The sequence below is a fragment of the Scytonema sp. PRP1 genome (genome assembly GCF_036697665.2).
Taxonomy (GTDB): domain Bacteria; phylum Cyanobacteriota; class Cyanobacteriia; order Cyanobacteriales; family Nostocaceae; genus Kalymmatonema; species Kalymmatonema gypsitolerans.
The window spans coordinates 1-25981 of record NZ_JBAHYJ020000030.1 but is presented as its reverse complement, the minus strand read 5'-3'; the positions used below and the strand labels follow the sequence as shown (position 1 = coordinate 25981).

Sequence of the window (25981 nt, the reverse complement as noted above, 5' to 3'; positions counted from 1 at the left end):
CGATTAAATTGAAGACATAACCAATCAAAAGATGTAGACGCCCTCTGGGTAGCTTCCCACAGGGTTAGGGGCGCAGCCGTTAGGTACGGTAGGATAAAAGATGATGCAAAGCATAAAGTATTAAAGCTAAAGTACCAAAATTTCATACTTTACGCTTCCTATTTTATACTTTCTTCATAAGTTGTCCTTCACATATTACACTGGCTATGCCTATGGTTGCACCAAGTCCTCTTAATTTCTGTTATCCGTGCTTTTAGGGATGACTTAGAGCGGAAATAAACTGATGATGAAGTACCAATTGATAACAGTAAACTGGCTTGTGGTTGAGGAATAAAGACATATGAAGGCGATGATTCTCGCGGCTGGTAAAGGTACTCGCGTACGTCCGATTACCTACACAACGCCCAAACCGATGATGCCCATCCTGCAAAAGCCAGTAATGGAATTTTTACTAGAGCTTTTACGCCAGCATGGGTTTGACCAAATTATGGTTAATGTTAGCCATTTAGCAGAGGAAATTGAAAGTTATTTCCGTGATGGTCAACGGTTTGGCGTGCAGATTGCCTATTCTTTTGAAGGTCGCATTGTTGATGGTACCCTCGTGGGAGAAGCCGTTGGCTCTGCGGGAGGAATGCGGAAAATCCAAGACTTTTATCCGTTTTTTGACGATACCTTTGTGGTATTGTGCGGTGATGCCTTGATTGACCTAGATTTGACGGCAGCTGTGAAGTGGCATAAATCTAAAGGATCTATAGCCACTATTATCATGAAATCTGTTCCCCTAGAAGAAGTTCCGAGCTATGGTGTAGTCGTCACTGACGAAGATGGTCGCGTGAAAGCTTTTCAAGAAAAACCCAAAGTCGAGGAAGCTTTAAGCACCAATATCAACACAGGTATTTATATTTTTGAACCAGAAGTTTTTAATTACATCCCCTCTGGGGTAGAGTATGACATTGGTGGTCAGCTGTTCCCCAAACTGGTGGAAATTGGTGCGCCCTTCTACGCTATCCCAATGGACTTTGAATGGGTGGATATTGGTAAAGTCCCAGACTACTGGCGGGCTATTCGCGGTGTCCTTTCAGGGGAAATTAAAAATGTGCAAATCCCAGGTCAACAAGTCGCGCCTGGTATCTACACTGGCATGAACGTTGCCGTCAATTGGGACAAAGTCGATATCACAGGTCCAGTCTACATCGGTGGCATGACCAAGATTGAAGACGGAGCCAAAATCGTTGGTCCCACGATGATAGGTCCAAATTGTTGGGTATGTAGTGGCGCAACTGTAGAAAACAGCGTGATTTTTGAATGGTCACGACTGGGTCCGGGAGTACGACTTGTTGACAAGTTAGTATTTGGTCGTCACTGCGTAGACAAGACAGGAGCAACAATAGATGTCCAAGCCGCGGCTTTAGACTGGCTGATTACTGATGCTCGTCAAGATCCACCGTCCCATACCCCAGCTGAACGACAAGCGATAGCCGAATTGCTAGGAACAAACGCTAGTTAGTCAAAAGTCATTAGTCATTAGTGAGTCCAGTCCTGCAGGCGGGTCTCCCGCCGTAGGGAACTGGCGTGCCTCCTTCGGAGGAGCTTCGCTAACACCGAAGGTGTGCCGAAGGCATACCCGTAAGGGTGATTAATTAATGACTAATGACCAATCACTTTTAACTATTCTTTTAACTATTAAGGTAAGTGTAGCGCCGCAAACTCTGCTCGTAGGTTTGCATCAGTCTTTGAGATTCCGCTAACGTAATGCGATTTTCTGCTAAAGCATTTTCGCAGCGCTGGCGGATACTTTCCACCATGTCCTCAGAGTCATACTGCACATAGCTCACCACTTCGCTCATAGTATCGCCTTTGACGACATGTTCAATTTGGTAGCCTTTTGGCGTCAATTGGATGTGAACTGCGTTGGTGTCACCAAAAAGGTTGTGCAAATTGCCCATGATTTCTTGGTAAGCTCCATTCAGGAACATCCCTAGATAATAGGGTTCTCCTGGTTTTAAGGTGTGCAGTTCCAAAACTGATTTTACATCCCGCAGGTCGATAAATCGGTCGATTTTACCATCACTATCGCACGTTAAATCTGCCAAAATCCCTCGCCGTGTTGGTTCTTCTCCCAAACGGTGGATTGGCATGATGGGGAAGAGTTGGTCAATAGCCCAACAATCAGGTGCGGATTGAAAGACAGAAAGATTGACGTAGTAGATGGAAGCCATGATTTTTTCTAGGTCTTCCAGCTCGTCGGGTACGTATTCCTGCTTTCTGGTGATCTCAACAATTTTTTGACAACAAGCCCAGTAAAGCCTTTCCGCTTTAGCGCGTTCTGTGAGACTTAAAATCCCTAAGTTAAAGCGACTGATCGCTTCTTCTTTGAATTGAGTCGCATCGTGGTAGAACTCTTGGTAATTCTCTTGGTTGATACATTGGTAAGTTTCCCACAGATAAGTAATAATTGGGGATTCTGCCTCTTGTGGCAGTTCTGGCGCCTCCAGAGGGACACTGCTGGTACTAAGTACATCAAAAATCAACACCGACTGATGGGAGGCGATCGCCCGTCCGCTTTCGCTTATCAGTGTTGGTACGGTCATATTACGCTCTGCACAGGTATCTTTTAACTCTGCCACGATGTCGTTGGCATAGTTCTGCATATTGTAGTTTTTCGAGGCGTAGAAGTTGGTTTGCGAACCGTCATAATCTACGCCCAAGCCGCCACCAACATCGAGATACTTCATGTTTGCCCCCAACGCCGCTAACTCGACATAGATACGACTAGCTTCTTGGATGGCATCTTTTATCACATTGATAGCAGAGATTTGCGAGCCGATGTGGAAGTGTAACAGCTGTAACGAACCCAAAAGATTAGCTTCGCGTAACTTGTCAACTGCCTCAATAATTTCGGGAATGGTCAGACCAAACTTCGCGCGATCGCCTGTTGAGGTTCCCCAGCGTCCCATGCCTTGAGTACTGAGTTTCGCTCTCACACCGACAATTGGATCAATCCCCAATTGTTGGCTGACTTCGATCACCAAATCAACTTCTTCAATTTGTTCTAAAACGATCACCGGCGTTTGCCCGAGTCTTTGTGCCAGCATCGCCGTTTCAATGTATTCTCGGTCTTTGTAGCCGTTGCAAATGAGCATTGCTCCTGGTGTATCTAGCAATGCGAGGGCAATCATTAATTCTGGCTTGGAACCGGCTTCTAAGCCAAATTGATGGGGTTTGCCGAACCGTACCAAGTCCTCAATTAAGTGCCGCTGCTGATTGCATTTGACAGGAAAGACACCACGGTACGTGCCAGGGTAGTTGTAGCGGGCGATCGCTTTGGCAAAACAAGCGTTTAACCGCTCAATCCTGTCTTCTAAAATATCCGAGAAACGAATTAACATGGGTAGCCCCAAGTTACGCTGCTTCAGGGCGTTGACAAGTTCATACAAATCCAAAGAACCACCGCGATCGCCCTTAGGAGAAACAGTGATATGACCGGCAGCGTTAATCGAAAAGTAAGGTTGTCCCCAACCTTCGATCCGGTAAAGTTCTTCGCTATCCTCTATTTTCCACAGGCGCGACATATCTGGAGACGACGCTGGTGGCAGCAGCTTTTTTTGTTTGTGATTTTTCAATTCAGTTTTGTGTCCGTTAGACGGCGGTTTCACCACCTCTTCTGATGCATCTGTTGACTCAGCACGCATTTCTTCCTGACCTCTATGTTACACCCACGAAATAACAATTTAGCGCATTCATCTTTCAGCGCATATGCATTTTAGAGATACTTTCTTTTGATATTCTCAGATTGGTCATTTGTGATTGCTCATTTGTCATTGACTCTTGACAAACGACAAAAGACACTTGACAAAGGACAAAGTTGTTAAATTTGAGGAGATAGCTTTGGAACGCACATTCTTAGCAATTAAGCCTGATGGCGTGCAGCGTGGATTGGTTGGTGAAATTATCCGTCGCTATGAAGAAAAAGGCTTTACCCTCGTTGGTTTGAAATTTCTGAAAGTCACTCGGGAATTGGCTGAACAGCACTATGATGTTCACCGGGAAAGACCTTTTTTTAGTGGGCTGGTAGAGTTTATCACTTCTGGTCCTGTGGTAGCGATGGTTTGGGAAGGCGAAGGCGTTGTCGCCGCCGCCAGAAAAATCATTGGTGCAACGAACCCGCTTTCCGCAGAACCAGGCACAATTCGAGGCGATTTTGGCATCAATATTGGTCGTAACCTGATCCATGGTTCCGATGCTATCGAAACAGCGCAACGGGAAGTTGCGCTGTGGTTTAAGGAAGAAGAATTGGTTTCTTGGCAACCAACCTTAACACCTTGGTTACACGAGTAACTTAGGCATTCGGTAGTTCCAAATGTAGAGACGCGACGCCAGTCGCCTGCGGAGGGAAACCCTCCTGCAGCGCTGGCTCGCCATGGCGCGTCTCTACAACGGTTCCACTAACAATTTCTACTCCCTACTGCCTTCTACAAGTTCAGTCTTTTCTGGTTCTTCTATGATTTTTTCGCTTTCAGTGCGCTTGGAAAATCCCCATGCCAGAATGAGGGCGATCGCCGTAATCATGAACCATTGTGGCGGTACCAAAGAATCGTTCACCACTTTAAGGAGCAAGCGCAAGCCCACTAATGCCACAGTGATATAGCCTGCGTCTTCCAAGTAGACATATTCATCTAACCATTGGATAAACAAACCCGCCATAAAGCGCAGGGTGACAACACCAATAGTCGTACCCGTAATCACCAGCCACGTTTCATTAGAAACGGCTATTGCAGTGGTGACGCTATCGAGAGAAAATGCTAAATCCGTGAAAGCAAGAACAGGTATGGCTTGCAACACTGAGGTAAAACGAGGACCGTGGTGTTGATTGTCTTCGCCTTCTTCGGAAGTAAAATGTTGGAATACGAGCCACAGTAGGTAAGCTGCACCTAGTAACTCAAACTGCCAGAACTGTTGCACCCAGGTAGCTGTCAGAAGTAAGGTGATTCGCAAAACGTAAGCAACTACCAAACCAATGTTGAGTGCCTCACGTTCGAGCTTTTTGTCTTCCAGTCCTTGAGCGATCGCAGCGAGGGCGATCGCGTTGTCAGCCGACAGCACCGCCTCTAGAAAAATCAGGATGAGCAGGACTATGGAGGTTTCAATGCTGAAGTGAAAGTGAAGATAATCAAAAATTTGGTCTAGCATTCCAGGTTTCTCAAGCTGCAAAACTTAAAAATGAACAGTATTAGCGAATTTATTATAGAAGGCGCAATAAAAAGCTACTTTTATAAAGCTTAACCTGTCAGGGCTAATTTCTGAAGACTGGCAACCTGACCCTGTGACCCACTAATGCGAGATAACAGTCAAGCTGCAAGTAGGGTGCCTTATGTTACACTAAGGCGCTATGATGCCAAGATTTTCTTTACAGCTTTGTGTGAGTTTTTCATACTCTAAATCAGCAACGCGAAGGGTTGAACTTCTCCAGCGTAGCTGCAAAACCACCACCCAAGGTAAAAAAATATGCGTTCAAAGCCAGAAATAACGCAGGAGAGGCAAGAAGCTGCGGAAGCAGAACTGCGGGAAAAGCAAAAGCCGGTTGACTACGACACAAAAGAATATCCCATCGAAATTCTGGTTCAGAAGTACATGGATGGAATAGAGGAGGATGCGAATGAACTGTTTATACCAGATTACCAACGGGAAATGGCTTGGGATGAAGACAGGCAATCGAAATTTATTGAGTCTGTACTTTTAGGCTTGCCGATACCCTACATTTTTGTTGCTGATGTCTGTGGTGATGAACATGATGAAGCACGTTTAGAAATTATAGACGGTTCACAACGCATTCGTACTTTAGCAAAATTCCTGAGCAATGAACTGACTCTAGATAAGTTAGAGAAATTAAAAAAGCTTAACGGCTTTACCTTTGAGGACTTACCACTAGCCCGTCAGAGACGCTTCAAACGAAGCACACTTCGTATGATTCAACTGAGTGAAGAAGCAGATGAAGAAGTGCGAAGGGATTTGTTTGAAAGAATTAATACAGGTAGCGTTGAACTTAACGAGATGGAAAAGCGCAGAGGAATCTTGCGTGGACCATTCCTAGATCTGATTGAGGAATTATCGAAAAATCCTAAATTCCGTCATTTATGCTTCTTTTCTAAGGAGGCTATTAATAGCCGTGACCCTCAAGAATATGTTTTGCGTTTCTTTGCATTTTTGAATAACTATCAAAATTATGGGCGTGAGGTGAATCCATTTCTCAATCAATCTCTAGAAAAATATAACAAAGATCAAACTCTGAATCAAGAAAATATGCGAATGGAATTTCAAGTGATGATAAATTTTGTGGAAAAATATTTTCCAAATGGATTTCGACAAGGGAAAAAACTGGATAGAACTACCACTCGTATTAAATTTGAATCTCTTGCTGCGGGTACTGCTCTAGCATTAAGAGAAAAAAAGGATTTAAAACCACAATCAACAGAATGGATAAATTCCGAAGAGTTTAGAAAATACACAAGTTCTGACGCTAGTAGCTCCAGAAATAAAGTAATTAGGCGTATAGAATATGTGCGCGAACAACTACTAGGCAAATCATGAATACTGTACTCTTAGACTTTAAAACTCGTGTCGAAGAAGTGGACTGTTACTTCATTTTTTTAGAAAACTTAATTAAAGAAAAAACAAAGTTATCTTTCCTCAATAGTAATGGTGAATACCAATTAAAAAGCCTTGAGCCAGAGTTAGTAAAAACTCTTAAAGCCAATGGTTTTTTGTTGCTTTATAACTTAGTTGAATCTACTATGCGAAACGGTATTGAAGCAATATACGATGAATTTCGTAGTACAGGAGTTTGTTTCGATAAAATAAAACCTAACATCAAAATAACTATACTTCAAAATTTGCAAAATTGTTTTAAAAATTCTTCTGCTAAAAATATTCATTCCAAAATAACTCAAATCTCTATCGACATAATCACAGCTACATTTGAACGGGAAAAAATTTTTTCAGGTAATGTTGATGCTAAGGTGATTAGAGACATAGCAGATAAATATGGTTTTTCACATTGTACTGACTGCTCTAAAACTAAGAACGGGCAAAACCTTTTAGTGGTGAGAGAAACCAGAAATGATTTAGCACATGGAATTAAGTCATTTGAGGAAGTAGGACGGGACAAGACTATAGACGAACTCTTAGAAATTAAGGAAGAGGTTATAGAGTATTTACGCCAAATTTTACAAAACATCCAAGAATATCTAGATAATAAAGAATATCTAGATTGATTAAATTAATTTTAATCATCTTGAAAATTCTCTAACTGACAAATCGCTTTCATAACCTGCAACAACCGAATTGATTCCTCAGTATCAATCAGACTCAGTTCTGGCATGATCTGATAAGTTGGGGGACTACCTTGTCTCAAATGCACAAACAGATAACTACGTCCATTCGTCACTAGCCCCCACACAGATGATTGCTGCTCTAAACTCTTAAAAGCGTAAGTGAGCAATTGTGGTAAACCCTCAAATACATCTACCGCACTGTTTTTCGTCTCAATCACTAAAATCCAAAAAGGTGGCGCAGTGGTCGCTTGAGCGTTGTTGACTGCTAAAATATCCATGCGTCCTCTAATGCTTGTCTCCTCATCTTCAATGGCGATCGCTATCACATCCTCCATCGTCAGGAGAATAGGCACATCATATAAGCCAGCCGTCCGCATCAAGGGTGCAAGCGTCAAAAATTTAACCAACCCTTCAGAAATTTTACCTGCCGCGAGATAATGCCAGAAGTCATTCCTAATTTTCAATAAATCCTCTTGTTCAAATTCAATTAGAGAGTTTAAAGTTAGGAAGTCTGTGAATGAACCAATAGGCTCTTCTTGCAGTTTCAGCAGGCGATGAACGTCGTTGAGGGATAAGCTGCTGGGTTCTACAGTGATTGGCATGGCTACTGGCAGTGTTTTTGGGTACTACCTACATCTTGCAATATGAAAATCAAAAATAGGTTTCTCAACGCCCACTCCTTAGGGCTATGTATAAATTAACTTTGTAATACTGGCGCATCTTAACGAAAATCAAAACACTTTCTGGTAAATCTGCGTACACAATAGTGTTCAGTCACATCGCCAATTGCACAAACAATCATGTCCCAACCCACGATAGAATCAATCCTTCAAGAAAAGCGTCTATTCCACCCCAGCGAAGAATTCTCTCAAAAAGCCCAGATCAAAAGTTTTGAAGAATACCAGCGCCTCTACGACAAAGCTAAAGCTGATCCCCAAAAATTCTGGGCGGAATTGGCAGAACAAGAGTTGCACTGGTTCCAGAAATGGGACACAATTCTGGATTGGCAACCGCCGTTTGTTAAGTGGTTTGTCAATGGCAAAATTAATATTTCTTACAACTGTCTTGACAGACATCTCACCACTTGGCGCAAGAATAAAGCTGCCATTATTTGGGAAGGAGAACCAGGCGACTCGCGCACCCTCACCTACGCCCAACTGCATCGCGAAGTTTGTCAGTTTGCTAATGTGCTGAAGCAACTGGGTGTGAAAAAGGGCGATCGCGTCGGCATTTATATGCCAATGATTCCGGAAGCGGCGATCGCCATGCTAGCATGTGCGAGAATTGGCGCACCCCACAGTGTTGTTTTTGGTGGTTTTAGTGCGGAAGCTTTGCGAGATAGACTGATCGATGCTCAAGCAAAACTCGTAGTTACCGCTGATGGTGGTTGGCGTAAGGATGCAATTGTACCTCTCAAGGAGCAAGTAGACAAAGCTTTAGCCAATGGCGCTGTTCCCTCACTAGAAAATGTTGTGGTTGTCAAGCGTACCGGACAAGATACGAATATGACTTCGGGACGCGACCAATGGTGGCATGATTTACAAAAAGGTGTCTCTGCAGATTGTCCCGCTGAACCGATGGACAGCGAAGATATGCTGTTCATCCTCTACACTTCCGGTAGCACTGGCAAACCGAAAGGCGTTGTACATACAACTGGTGGTTATAACTTATATACCCACATGACCACCAAATGGATTTTTGACTTACAAGAAACAGATGTATATTGGTGTACTGCTGACGTAGGCTGGATTACGGGTCATAGCTACATCGTCTACGGTCCCCTTTCCAACGGTGCAACAACGGTGATGTACGAAGGTGCGCCTCGTCCCTCTAACCCTGGCTGTACCTGGGACATTATCGAGAAACTCGGCGTTACCGTATTTTATACCGCACCTACTGCCATTCGTGCCTTTATCAAGATGGGCGAACACCTACCCAACGCACGAAACCTGTCTTCCCTACGCTTGCTGGGAACGGTGGGTGAACCAATTAACCCAGAAGCTTGGATGTGGTATCAGAAAGTGATTGGAGGCGATCGCTGTCCAATTGTCGATACCTGGTGGCAAACGGAAACTGGCGGTATCATGATTACACCCCTTCCCGGGGCAATTCCGACCAAACCAGGTTCCGCGACTCGTCCCTTCCCTGGCATCTTAGCCGATGTCGTGGATTTAGAAGGCAACCCTGTAGGCGACAACGAAGGCGGTTACTTAGTCGTACGGCATCCTTGGCCCGGTATGCTGCGAACAGTATACGGCGATCCAGAACGCTTCCGTCGAACTTACTGGGAACACATCCCCCCGAAAGATGGGCAGTATGTCTACTTTGCCGGAGATGGCGCAAGACGCGATGAAGACGGTTACTTCTGGGTAATGGGACGCGTTGATGATGTCATAAATGTATCAGGGCATAGACTGGGAACAATGGAAATTGAATCAGCTTTAGTTTCTCACCCCACCGTAGCTGAAGCCGCCGTGGTAGGCAAACCTGATGAACTCAAAGGCGAAGAGATAGTTGCTTTTGTAACTTTAGAAGGTGGTAATAACCCCAGTGAAGAACTGAGTAAAGAACTGAAAAAACACGTTGTGCAGGAAATTGGGGCGATCGCCCGTCCGGGAGAAATTCGCTTTACGGATGCGTTGCCCAAAACTCGTTCTGGTAAGATTATGCGGCGCTTGCTGCGGAATCTTGCTGCGGGGCAAGAAGTTTCTGGCGATACCTCCACCCTAGAAGATAGAGGTGTGTTGGATAAGCTGCGCGAAGGTGCTTAAGCAATAGATTTCTGGCAAAGATCCTTAAAACCCCCCTCACTCCCCCCGCAAGCGCAGGGAGGATTTAGTTCCCTCCTCGCTACCTCGACCCTAGAAGATAGAGGTGTGTTGGATAAGCTGCGCGAAGGTGCTTAAGCAATAGATTTCTGGCAAAGATCCTTAAAACCCCCCTCAGTCCCGCCGCAAGCGGAGGGATGATTTAGTTCCCTCCTCGCTTGCGGGGAGGGTTAGGGTGGGGTGCTAGATATTCGTGCAAGATATCTATCGACTCAACAACTTCCTTCGCAGATTGTCCAACGCCGTACACGCACTCACATGACGAATTAAAGAACGACCCCGCGCAGCACCAAAACGATATTCAAAACTTTCCACTTCCCCATTTGGTCCAGCTAAGCCAATGTAAACTAAACCCACAGGCTTAGTCTCTGTACCACCATTTGGTCCAGCGATACCAGTGATACTCACTCCCCAACTCGTCGAAAGACGCGATCGCACTCCCACAGCCATTTGTTCTGCCACAATAGAACTGACCGCCCCGTGCTTTGCCAAGTCTTCTGAGTTCACCCCCAAAAGCCTTTCTTTTACCGAGTTGTCGTAAGAAATCACCCCACCCCAAAAGTAATCAGAACTCCCAGAAATATCCGTCAACATTTGCCCTAGTCCACCACCCGTGCAAGATTCTGCCACAGAAAGGGTTTCCCCAGCACTCCGCAACAATTCACCCACAACTGAGGCAAGGGTGTCATCATCGGCACCATAATAATCTAATCCAGCAATTTCTTTAATTTGTTTCTCAACAGGTGCAATCAAATCCTGTGCTTGTTCTTCGGAAGCAGCTTTCGCAGAAACTCGTAACTTGACTTCCCCTCTACTCGAATAAGGTGCGACTGTTGGGTTGGGTAAGTTGAGATAAGAAGCAACCTTTTCCGCCAAAGCAGATTCCGCAACACCCCAAAACTTTAACATCCGACTGTAAATAATTTCTTTTCCCCAACCTTGACTTTTAAGATAGGGAACCGCAGTTTCTTCCCACATTCGGTGCATTTCACTTGGTACACCAGGAAAGGTAAAAATCGTTAATCCCGGACGGGGTTGCCAAATAATACCGGGTGCTGTTCCTGTGGGGTTTGGTAAAATTTCTGCGCCTTGGGTATCAAAGCTTGTTTCCGGTTGCTGGGGCTCATAACCCGACTGCGCTGGGTGTATTTCTTGGTAATATCTTCAATAATATCTGGACGTTCTACCAAAGCAGCGCCAAAAAAATCAGCGATCGTTTCACAGGTCAAATCATCGGGTGTGGGACCAAGACCTCCTGTGAAAATTAAAATTTGCGCTCTTTTACTCGCAATTTCTATAACCTGTTTTAACCTTCCTGGATTATCTCCGACTACAGTTTGATAGTAGTGGGGAATCCCCAGCTTGGCTAACTGCTGCGCCAAATACTGGGCATTGCTGTTAAGAATATCTCCTAACAGCAGTTCAGTACCAACACAAATAATTTCTGCACTCATAAAATAGGATATTGTTAGTTGTTAGTTGTTGGTCGTCAAAATATATCACTAACTACTACAGCAATCCTAAATAGGTTATCAACCTTGCTAATTTATCTCTTGGCGTTCTTGGTGTCTTGGCGGTTTATATAATCTTCACGACCTATTTGGTATTGCTGTAACTACTAACCACTCACCATTAACCACCTAGGATTGCCGCGAGTGTTTCCAAACTTTCCAGCCAGTGTAGCTTAGCAAAGAAGTGGCAGCACAAGCATAAGCAATACCACTGGGTATACCAGCTATAGCCAATGCTAAACTCCCAACCCATAGAGTTAAAGAGTAAATGAACAAAACGGTTAATCTGTGAGACAAACCGGCTCGTAGCAGTCTATGGTGCAGATGGCTCTTATCTGCAACAAAAGGCGATTTGCCACGGCGCAGTCGTGCCAAAATCACTGCTGACATATCTACAATTGGTACTGCCAGAATGAGGAAAGGCAATAACACCGCAGTGACAGCAGCAGTTTTGACTAAACCAACGACACCAACTGCTGCGAGGGTGAACCCCATAAAATAAGACCCGCCATCTCCCATAAAGATTTGCGCGGGGTTAAAATTATAACGCAGAAATCCTAGTGAAGCACCAGCAAGCGCTGCGGCAATTAGGGCTGCTGCGGGCTGCTGCATAAACAACGCCGCAACTAGCATCACCACAGCCGCAATTCCAGACACGCCAGCAGCTAAGCCGTCTAAACCGTCAATCCAGTTAATTGCATTCACCATTCCTACCAACCACACAACTGTGATCGGCAAACTCCACCAACCAAGTTGAATTATTCCGCCTGTGGGAATGCTTAAGAAATCTATACTGACACCTACTTTCCAAGCAAGTGCTGCAATAATAATTTGCATAACAAGGCGTGTTATGGCAGACAAGTTTAACAAATCGTCTGCTAAGCCGATGAGAAAAAAGCCAATACCTCCTAAGGTGATTCCCCAAATTTGCCATTCTTTTTCTGGCGGCAAAATTCCAAATCCGCCTAACCACCAAACAATGAGCAGGGAGATGAGAGTACCTGTAAAGATAGAAACTCCTCCCAGGCGCACCATCGGGCGCTGATGAACTTTTCGGTCATTAGGTTTATCTAGGCGTCCACTTTTGATGCCAATATTTCTTACATCAGGCGTAGTCCAAAGAACGACTACGGCGGCAAAGAGGAAGGCAATCAGATGATATATCTGAGGAGGCATCTGTATATTCAATAAGTTAGGTTAGAAGACAAAAATCTGCCGAGGACTTGTCTACCTATATTTACTACAATTGAGATTTTAATCAGCAGGGGATTTTTACATTTTGGATTTTAAATCTAAGATTGCTGACTGGAAACCTGAAAAAATTATGAGTTAGGAATTATTAATTAATAACTCCTAACCCATAACTACTAACTATAATTTCACGCTAACACTGGTACCGGAATCTCTATGTGAGGGTACAAGGGGAAGCGATCGCACAACGCTTTGACCCGTCGCCGACAATCTTGGGTAATGTCTGCTGAATCTGGATTTAACAGGCGATCGGCAATAATATTGCCAATTTCCGTAAATTCTTCCACTCCCAAACCCCGCGTTGTCATGGCTGGGGAACCCAACCTTAAACCGCTCGTCACAAATGGTGACTCTGGATCGAAGGGAACTGTGTTCTTGTTGGCGGTGATATTGACACCACTCACCAACTGATCTGCTTGCTTACCTGTCAAGCTGATAGACCGCAGATCAACTAGCATTAAATGGTTCTCAGTGCCATTTGACACTAGCTTTAAGCCTCGGTTTTGGAGTTGGGTAGCCAAAGCGCGGGCATTTTCAATCACTTGGGCAGAATAGACTTTAAACTCTGGCTTTAGGGCTTCGCCAAAAGCGACTGCTTTACCAGCGATGACGTGTTCCAAAGGTCCACCTTGATTACCAGGGAAAACTGATTTATCCAGTTTTTTACCTAGTTCCGGGTCGCGGGTCAAGATTAAGCCACCCCGAGGACCGCGTAGAGTTTTGTGTGTCGTTGTGGTCACAACATCACAATAGGGAATAGGGTTGGGGTGATGACCAGTTGCAACCAAACCGGCAATATGGGCAATATCTGCCAGTAAGTATGCGCCAACTTCATCGGCGATACTGCGAAACTTTTCAAAGTCGATGATGCGGGGATATGCCGAATAACCACAAATCAAAAGCTTTGGACGCTCCCTAAGCGCCAGCTGTCGAATTTGCTCGTAGTCGAGTTGTTCTGTTTGTTGATTAACGCCGTAGTGGCTAGCTTGGAACCACTTACCTGATACATTCACAGGCGAACCGTGGGTCAAATGTCCTCCATGAGACAAATCCATTCCGAGGAATTTATCTCCTGGTTCTAGCAGCGTCAAAAACACTGCAAAATTCGCCTGTGCGCCAGAATGGGGTTGGACATTGGCATGAGCAGCACCAAACAATTGTTTGGCACGGTCAATTGCCACTTGCTCTATTTTATCTACAAACTCACAACCGCCATAGTAGCGTTTACCAGGTAATCCTTCTGCATATTTATTTGTCAGTACGGAACCCTGAGCTGCTAGTACAGCGGCAGAGGTAAAGTTTTCACTAGCAATCAACTCCAAGTGGTCGCGTTGGCGTTGCAGCTCTTGGTTGATTAACTCCGCCACAGCAGGGTCGGAGGAGGCAAGAAAATCTGAGTTAGTCAGAGTCACTTCAGCTATCCTTATGGAAATTTGCAAAACAGTCGGTAAGTGTCCAAAGTCTATGGTCTATAGTCCATATAGTTGTTAACTCATGACTAACGACTCATGACATTTATTTACCCCGACTTACTTAATTATTGGATGCTAGACCAATAAATGCGTTAATAATCATAACGCTCTTTCCTCGTATCTTGTATGAACCATAGCTGCTTGCCACTATGGTGCATAAATTAATTTATGTATTACTTTTTACTACAAAGTCAAATAGCCAACATACAATCTAATTAAAACAGTGAATAGTACCAGCCGCAGTGACGCCAGCGGGCATTTTAATTGGTTTGTACTTAGCGGCATTCTTCTTGCATTGAGCATGGAAGGTTGGGCAACGGATGACATACAAGAATGTAACAGATGTGACAATCGAGCAAATGACGCGTGTAACGGATAACTTGTTTTTGGGACTGACAGATCAACCATCCGCTACAACATCCACTGCTACCCTAACCAGCGTTCCCCCCAGGACATATATAGGTAATAATTCAGAATTGACAGGAGGGATTGGATGCTAGTGATTCTCATGGACGATCAAATTTTTGCTCCTCAACAGGTATGCCAATCTTGCTTACTCGCTGACGGAAGCGGTCAACCCCGGTGGCGTCAAGGTAAACTGTACTGCGGTCATATGATTCGCAAGCTTACTGAACAGCAGCCAGACCAGTATGAGTGTCTCATGGGTTTCCGCATCGTTAACATTGAATAATCTGATGTTCTACCAGCAATACCAAGTAACTGCGTTATTGTAGGGTCAAGTGACTATTAAATTGTAACTACAGGAGAACGCAAGATGAGTTGGCGCGGGTCTACCACGGTTTCTGATCGGATTTTTGCTTGTTTACCTTATTTGCTTCCTTTAGTCGAGGTTTTTAGATTCGGCATATTTTTGTTCAGACAGTTTCCACCTCTGGGATTGCTGTTTCTACCGCTTCAGCCATTGATCGCAATTTACTTTGGCGTCCCTTTTGCGGGACTAATTATTTTCTTTGCTTTATTTCTTTTGGTAGTTAGGAAAGAAAATATTAGTCACTTTATTCGTTTCAATACCTTGCAGGCAATTCTTTTGGACATTGTCATCTTTTTGTTTAGCATCTTAACTCAACTTATTGGGATAATTCCAGCTGGTGGTTTTGCAATTCAAACTCTATACACCACGATTTTTCTGGGCACGATCGCAGCAGTTGTATTTTCTGTTATACAGTCCCTGATGGGACGTTACGCAGAAATTCCCGCCATTTCCGAAGCAGCCTATATGCAATTGCGCTAGCGGTTAACGGGCGATCACAGTGTTTTCTAAGCGACCAATTCCTTCAATTTCCACACGCACGCGATCGCCTGGGTGCAACGGACCCACCCCCAACGGGGTACCCGTTAGAACCACGTCCCCAGGTAGCAGCGTCATCACTTGACTAATATAGGAGACAAGAAAATCTGGGGGAAATACCATCTGGTCGATATAGGCAGATTGTACAGGAGTTGCCTCCTCATTCAAAAAAGTCTGCAATTTAGCTCCTGGGCTGACTTCTCGAACAATCCACGGTCCTAAGGGGCAAAACGTATCAAAACCCTTGGCTCGTGTCCATTGACTATCTCGTTTTTGTAAATCCCGCGCTGTCACATCATTGGCAATGGTGTAACCCCAAATCTTTGTTTGAGCCTCCTCTGGCGTACACAAGAAAGTGCGATCGCCAATGATCAGCGCCAATTCTCCTTCGTAGTCCACCCGCTGCGACTGTGGTGGATACTCAATTTCTGCACCAGAGGCGACGATAGACGTGGATGGCTTGAAAAAGAGCAGAGGCTCACTAGGTACTTCTGTTCCCATCTCTGCCGCATGCTCTGCATAATTCTTGCCAACTGCCACAATTTTTGAAGGAGCGCAGGGAGCCAAAATTTGATAATTTTCTGGTTCCAAAATTAAATCAGTAGGTTGCCCTTGTAGCCAGGGTGGAGCATCCAGTACATGCACCTTGAGAGAAAGCTGTAGCAAGCCATAGTAAATTTGTCCTTCTGGATTTTGAACTCGCACATACCGCTGCGCCATAACGTTTATGAGTAACCTCTTGTGCAATCAAACCGTCACTATGTAATACTAGATGAGCAAATTGGCTAAGCATTAAAATTAAAAACTGGTAAGATTATAAAACCTGACGGGAAAGTGCAAAAATCAATATTTTTTTACCGAAACATTGTCAACACGCATACTTAGGAAAACGTGATACAATTGTAACGGTAGAAATGTCTAAAATGCGTTGTAAAAATCTTGGCAGAAAAAGTGCCTAAGCCTGCAACCCCGAAAGACGACTAAAGTTAGTTGTAACAACGACTTTAAGAGTACCTAGCCACTCCTAACGGATTGTGTGTGATCACTAAAAGATTTTTGGGAACCACTTGACCGTAGGATGACTAGACAAAGGAAGTTCAGCTTAAGAATTTCCCAATTGATAATTCAAAGAACTCACAAAGTTCCTTGTTGCTTGAGATGTTGATTGGTGTTGGGGTAGTCAATGACGATACCTATGCATTCTTGACCTCAGCAGCCATGTAGTCCATAAGGAAAGAAAACAAAATGCAAATCGTTTACGAAACAATGTACATCCTCCGTCCCGACCTGAATGATGAACAGGTAGAGCAAGCGATCGCCAAATACGAGAACTTGGTACGGGAACAGGGAGGCGAGAATATCCAGATTCAAAATCGAGGAAAGCGGCGTCTGGCTTATGAAATTAATAGGCAAAGAGATGGCATCTACATACAGATGAATTACACTGGGCCTGGCAAGATCATTGCTCCTTTAGAACGCGCTATGCGTTTGAGCGAGGAAGTGATTCGCTACATGACGATTAAGCAAGAAGTCAAAGAGGTAAGCTCAGAGGAAACAGCAAGCGCTGCCTAAAGGCTATTGGTGAATTGAGATTGGTGCGGCTGTGTTGCCCTTAACTTTTATTAAGTTGTGGGCATGAGCCGCAAAAATGTATAGAACCTGTATAAAATATTTTGTTAAACATAAGATACAATAGGGAGCGCCAAAGACACCGTACAGGCAAATCATCTCCCTAGTTTTACTGACAGGGATATGTCAATTGACAAACGCATGACTGCCGCAGTAGTACATCACAAAGGAAAAGATTCTTAATCGGAGCTGTAAGCCACTGTGAGCCAAACTGATACCTCTACTATCCAAGCTCTCTCCGCAGAAGTCTCGAAGCTACGCCAAGAGTTGCAGCTTCGAGATCAACTGGTGCAACAGCTGTCTCAAGAACTCTTCCGACTGGTTAAGGGCAACAGTAATTTTATGTCCCAACCAGAAGTGTCTGAGCGTCATCTGACTCAGTTGCAAGAACTACGAGAACAACTGCAAGCTGTGGAACAGCAGGTGACATTTTACCAAGAGCAAATTTCAGCGCGCGACGCTGAGATTTATCAATCGCGTCAGTCAGTGCAAGAACTGACAGATCGCAGCCGAATGCTGGAGCAAGTTGTACAGGAGTTGCCTCAAATCTATCGTCGCAAGTTCGAGGAGCGCATGACTCCAGTTAGAGAAAAAGTAGCAATGCTACAACGCGAAAATCGCCAACTCCAGGCAGAACTCCAAAGTGTAAGTTACCGTCTGGCGCTGAGAACTCGTACTTCGTCTCACAGTGGTATAGATTTGCCGAATTTCCCGCGCGTCGCATCTCCCGAAAATAATATTTCCACACAAAATGCCTAAAGTGTTCATTGTGGTTGAGTCAGATGGGAGAGAAATCATAGACTCTCCCACCGTTAGAAGGATGTTATCAGCAATAGAGAAGGCAATTACTGAAGATGCCACGCAAGCAACCTCTGTGGAAGTAGTTGCCGCAAATGATTTAACATCTAAAGAAGAAATTTTGGGATTTCAACCCTCAGATGGGGATAATTTTTCCCAATTGCCGGAGATGCTTTTTTGCCCCTTAACCCTCTCATTGCCTGAGCATTTGGGACTGCCATTTCAAGCAATCATTAAAGCTTGCGCAGATGTTCCTGGGTTACGTCAACAATTGGCACAGGAAATGCAAGTCGCCATTGGTGATGGTTGCTTTTGGTTACCAGTGGTACTCACTGCTAAAGGACCGCTCTACGGTGAGGTCATTGCTCTAGCTGAGGAATTCTATGAAAAAAAGTTACCACAGAATTTATTGCTCTGTGACATAACTTATTATCAGCCTTTTCATTTGTCAGATGCCTTGCGTCAACCTCTGTATCACATGGCATACAATCTCTTGCAATCTTTATCAGCACCACCCGCTACATACCTGGTGCAGTTTGGATTGCAAAAAAGTGAAATTTGTTTTGACCGTCTTTGGCCATTTCCAACTGCACCAGCTTTGGCTAGCGTCGGCGTCCAACAGCCAGATTTATTTACTTGCCATTGGTACTGCTTAACAGCAAAGCCAATACTCGACTTGACTATCATTCCCCTTGTCCAATAGAATGTCAGTCTACTGTGACTAAGCTTCTTTCTTCAACAACGGTGAAAATGTCTTCGTAAGCGTTGAATATCTCAAACACTGAATCTAATTGGGTAAGTTCTAAAACTAACCTGACAGGAGCTTGAACATTGCAAAGAACCAACCGGCAACCACTTTGACGCGCCGACTTCAAGCCTTTGACTAGGGAAACCAACCCGGAACTATCCATGAAATCAACTTTTGCTAAATCAATAACCCACAGTTGATTACGTTCAGGAACTACGGCAGCCATCCTTTCGCTCAGAACCGTACCACCTGCTAAATCTATGCGTCCTTCGGGTTTAAACAAAACTACTTGACATTTTGGTGTGATAGTCATGAATCTAACTGAGTAATTGAAACACTTTACAAAAATGCAGAAAACAGACACAGATACTCATTCGCTTTCAACCGTAAAAAATGCTGCTTCACCCAGTTATCTGGGAACTCGCAGCAATGCGGTTAAGACTGATAATGTCAGTATCCATGCCGTATAATATGTCCTAACTTTCACCAATATAGGCATAAGCATAGGGTAATTTCGGTATCAACCGTATCTTTTACGAAATTTTTACAATGTCAGGGCTATTTCATAAATTTTTTATAAAAAAAATATATTTTGTTTAGGTAGGCGTAGGGTTGTGGTATATGGAGAATAAATAGTCAAAAGTCAATAGTTACGATGACTTTTGACTATGAATTTTGGAGTTTGGCAAACGACTCAATTGACACTTGGCTCAAAAAAGAGTCAACATAGAGTAAAAGTAAAAATTTGTGAAGAGGGCGGTGCTGGATGTCTCTTGAGTTTATATCACTAGAAAACATCCAGAAAGTTGCTCATGAATATGGATATTGGGCAATTTTTTTGGGAATATTGTTAGAGAATCTAGGCATTCCTCTTCCAGGTGAAACCGTTACCTTAGTAGGCGGGTTTCTAGCAGGTAGCAAAGAGCTGAATTACTGGCTGGTTCTCACTGATGCGATCGCAGGTGCTGTTATTGGAGGCATCTGCGGTTATTGGATTGGTAGAATTGGCGGTTGGTCTTTGCTTGTGCGCCTGGGTAACTTGTTTAGAATTTCAGAAGCCAGACTTTTGAGTATCAAAGAGCAGTTTAGTGAAAATGCCGGAAAAGCCGTGTTTTTTGGGCGCTTTTTTGCTTTGCTGCGAATTTTTTCCGCGCCACTTGCTGGCATAGTTGAAATGTCCTTCGGAAAATTCCTGATATACAACGTCGTAGGAGCTATTACCTGGGGGAGTGTCATGGTGACACTCGCTTTTTTTGCTGGAAGACTTGTTTCCCTAGAACAATTGGTTGCTTGGGTGACTCAGTTTGCACTCTTGGCGCTGCTGATTCTAGTTGCGGTGATTGCCATCCCCATATGGTTGGAGTCCCGGGGAAAGGAAGGGGAGGAGATAGGCAGATGAGGGACCATCCTTCGTATCCCCCTTGTCCCCTTTTCCTTTTTTGATTTAGAGAACAATTTAGAATTTAGAAAAAATTCAGCATCACACAGAACTAAGTTCTGGTTTTTGACCTGTTGAGTTGAGAATTTTCATTTACAATTGTCGAATTTCTGGTTTTTCATTAAGTAAGAGCCAATATAAATTCAGTGCTTGCACCACCTGTACTAGAGCAGCAAGACCGATAGGTTTAACGAGATAGGAATTAGCCCCTAAGTCGTAAGCTTGATCAACATCAGATCTCTGGTTAGAGGAAGTCAAGACAACCACGAGTAAGCGTTTGAGTTCCGGTTGCTGCCTTAACCATCTTAAGATTTCATGACCGGAACGACGCGGGAGTTTTAAATCTAACAATACTACCACGGGTAAGGGATAGTGATCCCGGTCTGCATATTCTCCTACACCACTGAGGTAGGCAACAGCAGTATCTCCGTCAGTCACAACTTGCAGCGAAGCATTAGTTAAATTCGCTTTGCGAAAAGCACGTTGTGTAAGGAGAATGTCATTAGGATCATCTTCTACTAGCAATATTGTGTGTGCTGCTGTCATCCGGACTCCTTAAGTCAATCCAAAACCTGCTTCCCTGTCCCAACTGGGATTCTACCCCTACTTGCCCCTGCATACGCTCAACACCTTTACGCACAATAGCTAATCCTATCCCGGTACCAGGGTAAGTTTCCTGCCCATGCAAACGTTCAAAAACCCGAAAAATACGTTCTTGATGTTCGGGGGCAATGCCAATGCCATTATCAACAACCCACAAGCGTACCCAATCGTCATGTCTTTCGGCAAACACCTGCACCTGTGCTGGTACACTGGTTTGCACAAATTTCATCGCATTTAGCAACAAATTTGTGATAACTTGAACTAACGTTGGACGATGACCAATAACTTGTGGTAGCGGTGATTGAATTTTAATTTCTGCTTTCTTTTGTTTTATCTCAGGTTGGATTTCGTTCATCAGATCTGACATAAGCTGTGTCAAATCTATGGCTTTTAGTGACAATTCCGCACGGTTGAGGTGACTGTAGGCAAGTAAGTCCTGTATCAAATCTTCTAATCGCATCGCAGAAAGAATGATACGTCGGGCATACTCTTTACCAAGTTCGTCAACTACATCGCCGTAGTCTTCTAGCAAAGCTTCCGCAAACCCGTGCATTGCCCGTAAAGGAGCTTGCAAATCGTGAGAAACTGTATAACCAAAGGCTTCAAGATCGTCGTTGGCTGCTTGCAATTTCTGGGTACGTTCAAAGACTCGCTTTTCTAAGGTTGCCTTTTCCTCCTCGCTTTGAAGGTGGTTACGCCTAAATAAGTAGTAGACTAAAGCTAGCAGTGCCAAATTCACGCCAGTAGCCAGAGAAAATGTGAGTAGGGTTTGCTGAATGCTTGCTTGTGATTCTTTTGCCCGTTGCTGCAAAAGACTGTATTCTACAGCTTTCATCTCAGCAATTTGCTGACGTATATTATCCATGAGCTGCTTACCACTATTCGTGCGAACAACTCGCACAGCAGCATCAAACCCCTGTTCGCGACGTAATTTGATGGTTTGTTCGAGTTCTGCTAGTTTAGCTGTAATCCTTTGTTGTAAGATGTAAAGCGGTTGTTCGTAATTGGGATTATCTGCTGTTAGTTTTGTCAAAGAGTCAATGGAAGTTGAAATTTGGGCGATCGCCCGTTGATACGGTTGCAGATAAATTTCATTGCCAGTGAGCAAATAACCGCGCTGTCCAGTTTCTGCGTCCTTTAAGGTTGAAAGTGTTCGTTCGAGTTCAGTTAACACCTGGTGGGTATGAGTGACCCAACGCTGATTTTCAATCAGCCTGCGGATATTGCGGTAAGATACTAGCGAATTGATGAATAACAACACCAACGCTAACACCAGCCCCACTTTAACTTGTTGTGCAAGCGATCTTCTCATTTTACGTCGGCAAGGCAAACTTCTACCGATAAGCTCATAAAAAGCACCTACACTTTAGCCTCAAAATTTAGCACTGTACAACAATTTTAAGTGACGTTGAAAAATCTTTGTGTCAGGGGAATTGCTTAATCTTTAACAAGAGTTCTTTAAAATCAGTATAGGGTCAATAAGGCGTTACCCATGAGGAGTTACGTCTCATTAAAACTTTCTGATGACCAAAAGCATAATCTCGTTTACGGATAAGTTTGAGATAGGTTTACTCAAACTTATGGGAAGAAGATAGGTAAATTCAACATGGATATCAAAAACGGCTTTGTAGGTAGCGTAGGTCATACACCACTGATTCGTTTAAACAGCTTCAGTGAAGAAACTGGATGCGAAATCCTTGCTAAAGCAGAATTTCTCAACCCTGGTGGTTCTGTTAAAGATCGGGCAGCACTTTACATTATCCAAGATGCCGAAGAAAAAGGCTTACTTAAACCTGGTGGTACCGTCGTAGAAGGAACGGCTGGTAATACTGGTATTGGGCTGGCACATATTTGCAACGCCAAAGGCTATAAATGCCTGATTATTATTCCCAACACTCAGTCTCAAGAAAAGATGGATGCCTTGAGGGCATTAGGCGCAGAAGTTCGCCCTGTCCCTGCTGTACCTTATAAAGACCCCAACAACTACGTCAAACTCTCTGGCAGAATCGCTAGCGAGATGGAAAATGCCATTTGGGCAAATCAGTTTGATAACTTAGCAAACCGCCACGCCCATTACGAAACCACAGGACCAGAAATTTGGACACAGACAGATGGTAAAGTTGATGCTTGGGTAACTTCAACAGGAACTGGTGGCACTTTTGCAGGTGTCGCAATGTACTTAAAAGAGAAAAATCCAGCTATCAAATGCGTTCTTGCCGACCCAATGGGCAGCGGGCTTTACAGCTATGTAAAAACAGGCGAAATCAAGATTCAAGGCAATTCTATTACCGAAGGTATCGGTAACAGTCGCATCACCGCCAATATGGAAGGCGCACCTGCTGATGACGCCATCCAGATTGATGACACGGAAGCTATACGGGTCGTGTATCAATTACTGCGGAAAGATGGGTTATTTATGGGTGGTTCCACTGGTATAAATGTCGCCGCCGCCGTTGCTTTAGCAAAACAAATGGGACCAGGACACACCATCGTCACCATTTTGTGCGATAGCGGTTCGCGTTACCAGTCACGTATATTCAACCATGAATGGCTACAATCAAAAGGTCTTTTACCAGATTAGTCATAAGTCTTTTGTCATGAACTCATTAGACAAGATTGCATCTGTTTGATTCCATCTGTGTCCATCTGTGGTTCATTATTCTTTTTTTTTTCGACTTTTGCAAGAAGTCTATTTTGTTTAGGACTTACGCAAATTAATGAAAAAACGAACCGCCAAGACGCCAAGGACACGAAGGGATAAGAGTTTCAGAGAGTTTTTGCGTAAGTCCTGTTGTTGAAAAGCAAAGGACAGATCTTACTTTTCACGGAATCGGTCAAACCTCGCTTCCATTCCTCTCTCCTTGTAGGAGAGAGGCTTTAAATTCTCCCCCTGACAACAAAAAAAGTTTTTCCGCTTCCCTCTCCTTTTAGGAGAGGGTTAGGGAGAGGTGGGAAGGGGGCTGGGGGGTTAGGTTCGTTTGTTGGTTTTTCCACATGACGTGAAAAGTCAGAGAACAGATGATTCATGACAAAAGACAAAGAACAATTGACAAATGGACAATATATCTCAATCATCTAACTCCCCAGCAACACCCCCACCCGAATCTGCTAAATGCGTTCGGGTGTGCCAAAATCGTACTTGCCGCAAGCAAGGTGCAGCAAAGGTACTAGCGGCTTTTGAGGCGCAACCAGTTCCTGAAGTGACTGTGAGTGGTTGCGGCTGTTTAGGACAATGCGGCAATGGACCTATAGTGCTGATACTACCAGATAGGGTCTGGTATAGTGGCGTTCATCCTAGTGAAGTAGCTCTATTGGTAGAACAGCATTTACGCGGTGGTTAAAGAGTGACACAGATGCTCTATTATCGGTTTCATCCACAGGGTAATGGTTCATTATTAACAATTTATAGATTATAGAGGTCTGCACTCTTTTTGACTGAAGCGGGACATTTCATGATGAATATTCAGCAGCTACGTCATTCTTTGAAACTTAAGTGGGTGAGTTACTATGACAACAACCGTTCGTGGCTGGAAAAAATGCGAGTTTGGGGAACTTACGATGGTCAGCGTCGCCCTTGCTCTAGTTTTATTTTGGCAACTGTGTCTGTTTTAGAGCCACAACTTGAAGAAATTTTTCCTTTCATTTTGGAACTGAACAACGATCCAGATCAGATTGTTGCAGCTTTAGGTCTTAACTTTAATCCTGAGGAGCATTTAGATTTAGTAGAATCAGCTCATTCTCTGGTTGAAAACGAGGTTAAGAATGAGTCTTGGCACCAGACGTTGCCTAAGTATCAACCTTTAACGCCCAATGTAGTTGACACAGAAGTGGAAAATTCACGGGTGGAGAACCTCTCTCCAAACCTCTCTCCTACAAGGAGAGAGGCTTTAAATTCTCCCCATTTCCTCGTAGGGAAGGGGGTTGGAGGGTTAGGTTTGACGTTGTTTCCGCATGGCGTCAAAAGTCAAGTATCATCTGTTGCACGGACTGGCGAAGTTCCTCCCCAAACGCAAACCGAGAGTCAACCTTCGACTTTTAGTGAAATTGTCAGTGAAGTGGAAAACAACGGTAAATCTGTAGAATCTGTTGCAGTTGTTAGCACTGAGGTGGAAAGCAAAACCAACTCTCTTGGTTCAATAACTACAACTACAATCAAGCCGCAAAGCAAAAGTCAGTCCATACCTTTGGCTGCATTTTTTTGTGACAACATGGAAAGCAAAAGTCAAACCATGGCATCTGTTAGCCATACTATACGGGTGGACAGAAAAAACAAACCCAGATCATTGCTTGCAGTTGATACTTCTGATGGGGAAAGTAAAAGTCAACCTATGGGATTGGCTGCGTTCATTGCTAGCGAGGTGGATAGCAAATCTGTTTCATCTGTTGCCTTTGCTACACAAGTGGAAAGAAAAGGTAGGCTTATGACCACTCCACAAAAAAATGCTCATAACCAAATGAATCCACCACCTGCTAGTACGAGTCATTTGGCTAATTGGATAGATGACTTTTGTCAGGGTGTGGGATGCGATCAAGAAGAAACACCTTTTATTCGATCAAACCACTGATTACAACTGATTACAATTGTGGGTAATCCTGAGAAACAAACGGGATTTCTGTGACTTCGCCTTCAACTTCTCCTACATAAACTTTCAAACCTACACCACCAGCCTTGCTACGAATGTAGCCAAGCCCAAAGTGACCATCAAGGGTTTTTGTGTAACTGGTCAGTTTGCCAACTTTTTCATCTCCGATGGTAATTGGACTTCCCGGTTCGGCTGGAGCATTTAGGTGAATGCCCCAAAGGTGCTGCTTTACACCTTTGTAAGTGTTTAAACGGGCGATGGTTTCTTGTCCAATGTAGCAACCTTTATTAAAGGAAATAGTTTGCCATAAACCCACTTCCAAGGGATTGTAATCCTCAGTAAGTTCCTGGTTTGGAGTCGGGCGTCCCTGTAATATTCGCAACGTCTCCCAAGAGCGATCGCCTATGGGTACCGCCCCAGCTTCAACAATTTTGCTCCAAAGTTGTTCTTTGTCAGCAGCAGGTAAAATCAGGGTGTATC

25 protein-coding genes and 2 pseudogenes are annotated in these 25981 nt (G+C 44.0%); 16 read left to right on the top strand and 11 right to left on the bottom strand.

Annotated elements, in window-relative coordinates:
- The first annotated feature begins 340 nt into the window (after positions 1-340).
- Entirely contained in the window at positions 341-1507 is a 1167-nt protein-coding gene (locus V5G28_RS05390) for an NDP-sugar synthase (RefSeq protein WP_332993687.1), read from the top strand.
- Positions 1508-1676: 169 nt separating this feature from the next.
- Here V5G28_RS05390 and speA read toward each other — a convergent pair whose 3' ends face one another.
- Positions 1677-3692 carry a biosynthetic arginine decarboxylase gene (gene speA, locus V5G28_RS05385; protein WP_332993684.1) on the bottom strand — a complete coding sequence of 672 codons (2016 nt, stop codon included), beginning with the start codon at positions 3690-3692 and terminating at the stop codon, positions 1677-1679.
- A 196-nt stretch (positions 3693-3888) separates the two neighbouring features.
- Between speA and ndk the strand changes: the two genes are divergently transcribed.
- On the top strand, positions 3889-4338 hold the full coding sequence (gene ndk / locus V5G28_RS05380) for a nucleoside-diphosphate kinase (protein WP_096566202.1): 450 nt from the start codon (positions 3889-3891) through the stop codon (positions 4336-4338).
- Between the two features lie 117 nt (positions 4339-4455).
- Here ndk and V5G28_RS05375 read toward each other — a convergent pair whose 3' ends face one another.
- Entirely contained in the window at positions 4456-5190 is a 735-nt protein-coding gene (locus tag V5G28_RS05375; RefSeq protein WP_332993682.1) for a TerC family protein, read from the bottom strand.
- 315 nt (positions 5191-5505) lie between these two features.
- Here V5G28_RS05375 and V5G28_RS05370 point away from each other — a divergent pair, with 315 nt between their 5' ends.
- Both V5G28_RS05370 and V5G28_RS05365 read left to right on the top strand, forming a co-directional pair.
- A complete protein-coding gene (locus tag V5G28_RS05370; RefSeq protein WP_332993680.1) occupies positions 5506-6588 on the top strand; it encodes a DUF262 domain-containing protein in 1083 nt (360 codons plus the stop codon).
- The gene (locus V5G28_RS05365) at positions 6585-7271 is read left to right on the top strand and encodes an MAE_28990/MAE_18760 family HEPN-like nuclease (protein WP_332993677.1); all 687 of its coding nucleotides are present in this window, start codon (positions 6585-6587) and stop codon (positions 7269-7271) included. The genes V5G28_RS05370 and V5G28_RS05365 overlap by 4 nt, the downstream gene beginning before the upstream one ends.
- 11 nt (positions 7272-7282) lie before the next feature.
- On the opposite strand, the gene V5G28_RS05360 is transcribed toward V5G28_RS05365, so the two are convergent.
- The gene (locus tag V5G28_RS05360; protein WP_332993674.1) at positions 7283-7933 is read right to left on the bottom strand and encodes a restriction endonuclease subunit R; all 651 of its coding nucleotides are present in this window, start codon (positions 7931-7933) and stop codon (positions 7283-7285) included.
- A gap of 198 nt (positions 7934-8131) precedes the next feature.
- Here V5G28_RS05360 and acs point away from each other — a divergent pair, with 198 nt between their 5' ends.
- Positions 8132-10102 (top strand): acetate--CoA ligase, encoded by a 1971-nt coding sequence (acs, locus tag V5G28_RS05355; RefSeq protein ID WP_332993671.1) that lies wholly within the window; start codon positions 8132-8134, stop codon positions 10100-10102.
- Between the two features lie 261 nt (positions 10103-10363).
- Here the strand turns inward: acs and V5G28_RS05350 are convergent.
- The 3 genes and pseudogenes from V5G28_RS05350 to glyA form a co-directional block, all read right to left on the bottom strand.
- Positions 10364-11613, bottom strand: a pseudogene (locus tag V5G28_RS05350) (competence/damage-inducible protein A).
- Between the two features lie 186 nt (positions 11614-11799).
- Positions 11800-12846 carry a glycosyltransferase family 4 protein gene (locus V5G28_RS05345; RefSeq protein ID WP_332993669.1) on the bottom strand — a complete coding sequence of 349 codons (1047 nt, stop codon included), beginning with the start codon at positions 12844-12846 and terminating at the stop codon, positions 11800-11802.
- 203 nt (positions 12847-13049) lie between these two features.
- Positions 13050-14333 (bottom strand): serine hydroxymethyltransferase, encoded by a 1284-nt coding sequence (gene glyA, locus V5G28_RS05340; protein ID WP_332993668.1) that lies wholly within the window; start codon positions 14331-14333, stop codon positions 13050-13052.
- Between the two features lie 380 nt (positions 14334-14713).
- Here glyA and V5G28_RS05335 point away from each other — a divergent pair, with 380 nt between their 5' ends.
- From V5G28_RS05335 to V5G28_RS05325, 3 genes are all read left to right on the top strand, one after another.
- Positions 14714-14893, top strand: a complete 180-nt coding sequence (locus tag V5G28_RS05335) for a hypothetical protein (RefSeq protein WP_336229814.1) — start codon at positions 14714-14716, stop codon at positions 14891-14893.
- The gene (locus V5G28_RS05330; protein WP_332993666.1) at positions 14887-15084 is read left to right on the top strand and encodes a hypothetical protein; all 198 of its coding nucleotides are present in this window, start codon (positions 14887-14889) and stop codon (positions 15082-15084) included. Before V5G28_RS05335 ends, V5G28_RS05330 begins: the two co-directional genes overlap by 7 nt.
- Positions 15085-15168: 84 nt before the next feature.
- The gene (locus V5G28_RS05325) at positions 15169-15645 is read left to right on the top strand and encodes a Tic20 family protein (RefSeq protein WP_332993663.1); all 477 of its coding nucleotides are present in this window, start codon (positions 15169-15171) and stop codon (positions 15643-15645) included.
- A gap of 3 nt (positions 15646-15648) precedes the next feature.
- Here V5G28_RS05325 and V5G28_RS05320 read toward each other — a convergent pair whose 3' ends face one another.
- Entirely contained in the window at positions 15649-16422 is a 774-nt protein-coding gene (locus V5G28_RS05320; RefSeq protein WP_332993661.1) for a fumarylacetoacetate hydrolase family protein, read from the bottom strand.
- 525 nt (positions 16423-16947) lie between these two features.
- Between V5G28_RS05320 and rpsF the strand changes: the two genes are divergently transcribed.
- The 3 genes from rpsF to V5G28_RS05305 all read left to right on the top strand — a co-directional run bounded on the left by rpsF (position 16948) and on the right by V5G28_RS05305 (position 18832).
- Positions 16948-17274, top strand: coding sequence for a 30S ribosomal protein S6 (gene rpsF / locus V5G28_RS05315; RefSeq protein ID WP_096566228.1), 327 nt, complete (start codon positions 16948-16950; stop codon positions 17272-17274).
- A gap of 258 nt (positions 17275-17532) precedes the next feature.
- Positions 17533-18090 (top strand): Npun_F5560 family protein, encoded by a 558-nt coding sequence (locus V5G28_RS05310; RefSeq protein ID WP_332993655.1) that lies wholly within the window; start codon positions 17533-17535, stop codon positions 18088-18090.
- Positions 18083-18832 carry a hypothetical protein gene (locus V5G28_RS05305; protein ID WP_332993653.1) on the top strand — a complete coding sequence of 250 codons (750 nt, stop codon included), beginning with the start codon at positions 18083-18085 and terminating at the stop codon, positions 18830-18832. The genes V5G28_RS05310 and V5G28_RS05305 overlap by 8 nt, the downstream gene beginning before the upstream one ends.
- 4 nt (positions 18833-18836) lie before the next feature.
- Here the strand turns inward: V5G28_RS05305 and V5G28_RS05300 are convergent, their stop codons facing one another.
- Positions 18837-19190 (bottom strand): STAS domain-containing protein, encoded by a 354-nt coding sequence (locus tag V5G28_RS05300; protein WP_332993651.1) that lies wholly within the window; start codon positions 19188-19190, stop codon positions 18837-18839.
- A gap of 34 nt (positions 19191-19224) precedes the next feature.
- On the opposite strand from V5G28_RS05300, the gene V5G28_RS05295 reads away from it, so the two are divergent.
- A complete protein-coding gene (locus tag V5G28_RS05295) occupies positions 19225-19347 on the top strand; it encodes a hypothetical protein (RefSeq protein ID WP_332993649.1) in 123 nt (40 codons plus the stop codon).
- A gap of 296 nt (positions 19348-19643) precedes the next feature.
- Entirely contained in the window at positions 19644-20276 is a 633-nt protein-coding gene (locus V5G28_RS05290) for a DedA family protein (RefSeq protein WP_332993646.1), read from the top strand.
- Positions 20277-20408: 132 nt separating this feature from the next.
- Here V5G28_RS05290 and V5G28_RS05285 read toward each other — a convergent pair whose 3' ends face one another.
- Entirely contained in the window at positions 20409-20861 is a 453-nt protein-coding gene (locus V5G28_RS05285; protein WP_332993643.1) for a response regulator, read from the bottom strand.
- The gene (locus V5G28_RS05280) at positions 20824-22230 is read right to left on the bottom strand and encodes a sensor histidine kinase (protein WP_332993640.1); all 1407 of its coding nucleotides are present in this window, start codon (positions 22228-22230) and stop codon (positions 20824-20826) included. Before V5G28_RS05280 ends, V5G28_RS05285 begins: the two co-directional genes overlap by 38 nt.
- A gap of 294 nt (positions 22231-22524) precedes the next feature.
- Between V5G28_RS05280 and V5G28_RS05275 the strand changes: the two genes are divergently transcribed.
- The 3 genes and pseudogenes from V5G28_RS05275 to V5G28_RS05265 all read left to right on the top strand — a co-directional run.
- A complete protein-coding gene (locus V5G28_RS05275) occupies positions 22525-23499 on the top strand; it encodes a cysteine synthase A (protein ID WP_332993636.1) in 975 nt (324 codons plus the stop codon).
- Positions 23500-23971: 472 nt separating this feature from the next.
- Positions 23972-24259: a (2Fe-2S) ferredoxin domain-containing protein gene (locus V5G28_RS05270; RefSeq protein WP_332993634.1), complete on the top strand. Its 288-nt coding sequence runs from the start codon at positions 23972-23974 to the stop codon at positions 24257-24259.
- A gap of 114 nt (positions 24260-24373) precedes the next feature.
- Positions 24374-24646, top strand: a pseudogene (locus V5G28_RS05265) (DUF5331 domain-containing protein); the annotation flags it as partial.
- Between the two features lie 847 nt (positions 24647-25493).
- On the opposite strand, the gene ygfZ reads toward V5G28_RS05265, so the two are convergent.
- The coding region (ygfZ, locus tag V5G28_RS05260) for a CAF17-like 4Fe-4S cluster assembly/insertion protein YgfZ (RefSeq protein WP_442994222.1) at positions 25494-25981 on the bottom strand (488 nt) is incomplete at its 5' end.

What these genes read in the sequence shown, in the direction of transcription:
- V5G28_RS05390 (WP_332993687.1), top strand. Translation starts at nt 341, where the DNA reads ATGAAGGCGATGATTCTCGCGGCTGGTAAAGGTACTCGCGTACGTCCG.
- V5G28_RS05365 (WP_332993677.1), top strand. Translation starts at nt 6,585, where the DNA reads ATGAATACTGTACTCTTAGACTTTAAAACTCGTGTCGAAGAAGTGGAC.
- V5G28_RS05360 (WP_332993674.1), bottom strand. Translation starts at nt 7,933, where the DNA reads ATGCCAATCACTGTAGAACCCAGCAGCTTATCCCTCAACGACGTTCAT.
- V5G28_RS05290 (WP_332993646.1), top strand. Translation starts at nt 19,644, where the DNA reads ATGTCTCTTGAGTTTATATCACTAGAAAACATCCAGAAAGTTGCTCAT.
- V5G28_RS05285 (WP_332993643.1), bottom strand. Translation starts at nt 20,861, where the DNA reads ATGACAGCAGCACACACAATATTGCTAGTAGAAGATGATCCTAATGAC.
- V5G28_RS05305 (WP_332993653.1), top strand. Translation starts at nt 18,083, where the DNA reads ATGCCTAAAGTGTTCATTGTGGTTGAGTCAGATGGGAGAGAAATCATA.
- V5G28_RS05295 (WP_332993649.1), top strand. Translation starts at nt 19,225, where the DNA reads ATGCAGAAAACAGACACAGATACTCATTCGCTTTCAACCGTAAAAAAT.
- V5G28_RS05330 (WP_332993666.1), top strand. Translation starts at nt 14,887, where the DNA reads ATGCTAGTGATTCTCATGGACGATCAAATTTTTGCTCCTCAACAGGTA.
- V5G28_RS05370 (WP_332993680.1), top strand. Translation starts at nt 5,506, where the DNA reads ATGCGTTCAAAGCCAGAAATAACGCAGGAGAGGCAAGAAGCTGCGGAA.
- V5G28_RS05320 (WP_332993661.1), bottom strand. Translation starts at nt 16,422, where the DNA reads ATGGCGCAGCGGTATGTGCGAGTTCAAAATCCAGAAGGACAAATTTAC.
- V5G28_RS05275 (WP_332993636.1), top strand. Translation starts at nt 22,525, where the DNA reads ATGGATATCAAAAACGGCTTTGTAGGTAGCGTAGGTCATACACCACTG.
- V5G28_RS05280 (WP_332993640.1), bottom strand. Translation starts at nt 22,230, where the DNA reads ATGAGAAGATCGCTTGCACAACAAGTTAAAGTGGGGCTGGTGTTAGCG.
- V5G28_RS05300 (WP_332993651.1), bottom strand. Translation starts at nt 19,190, where the DNA reads ATGACTATCACACCAAAATGTCAAGTAGTTTTGTTTAAACCCGAAGGA.
- V5G28_RS05335 (WP_336229814.1), top strand. Translation starts at nt 14,714, where the DNA reads ATGACATACAAGAATGTAACAGATGTGACAATCGAGCAAATGACGCGT.
- V5G28_RS05345 (WP_332993669.1), bottom strand. Translation starts at nt 12,846, where the DNA reads ATGCCTCCTCAGATATATCATCTGATTGCCTTCCTCTTTGCCGCCGTA.
- rpsF (WP_096566228.1), top strand. Translation starts at nt 16,948, where the DNA reads ATGCAAATCGTTTACGAAACAATGTACATCCTCCGTCCCGACCTGAAT.
- speA (WP_332993684.1), bottom strand. Translation starts at nt 3,692, where the DNA reads ATGCGTGCTGAGTCAACAGATGCATCAGAAGAGGTGGTGAAACCGCCG.
- acs (WP_332993671.1), top strand. Translation starts at nt 8,132, where the DNA reads ATGTCCCAACCCACGATAGAATCAATCCTTCAAGAAAAGCGTCTATTC.
- V5G28_RS05325 (WP_332993663.1), top strand. Translation starts at nt 15,169, where the DNA reads ATGAGTTGGCGCGGGTCTACCACGGTTTCTGATCGGATTTTTGCTTGT.
- V5G28_RS05375 (WP_332993682.1), bottom strand. Translation starts at nt 5,190, where the DNA reads ATGCTAGACCAAATTTTTGATTATCTTCACTTTCACTTCAGCATTGAA.
- V5G28_RS05270 (WP_332993634.1), top strand. Translation starts at nt 23,972, where the DNA reads ATGGACAATATATCTCAATCATCTAACTCCCCAGCAACACCCCCACCC.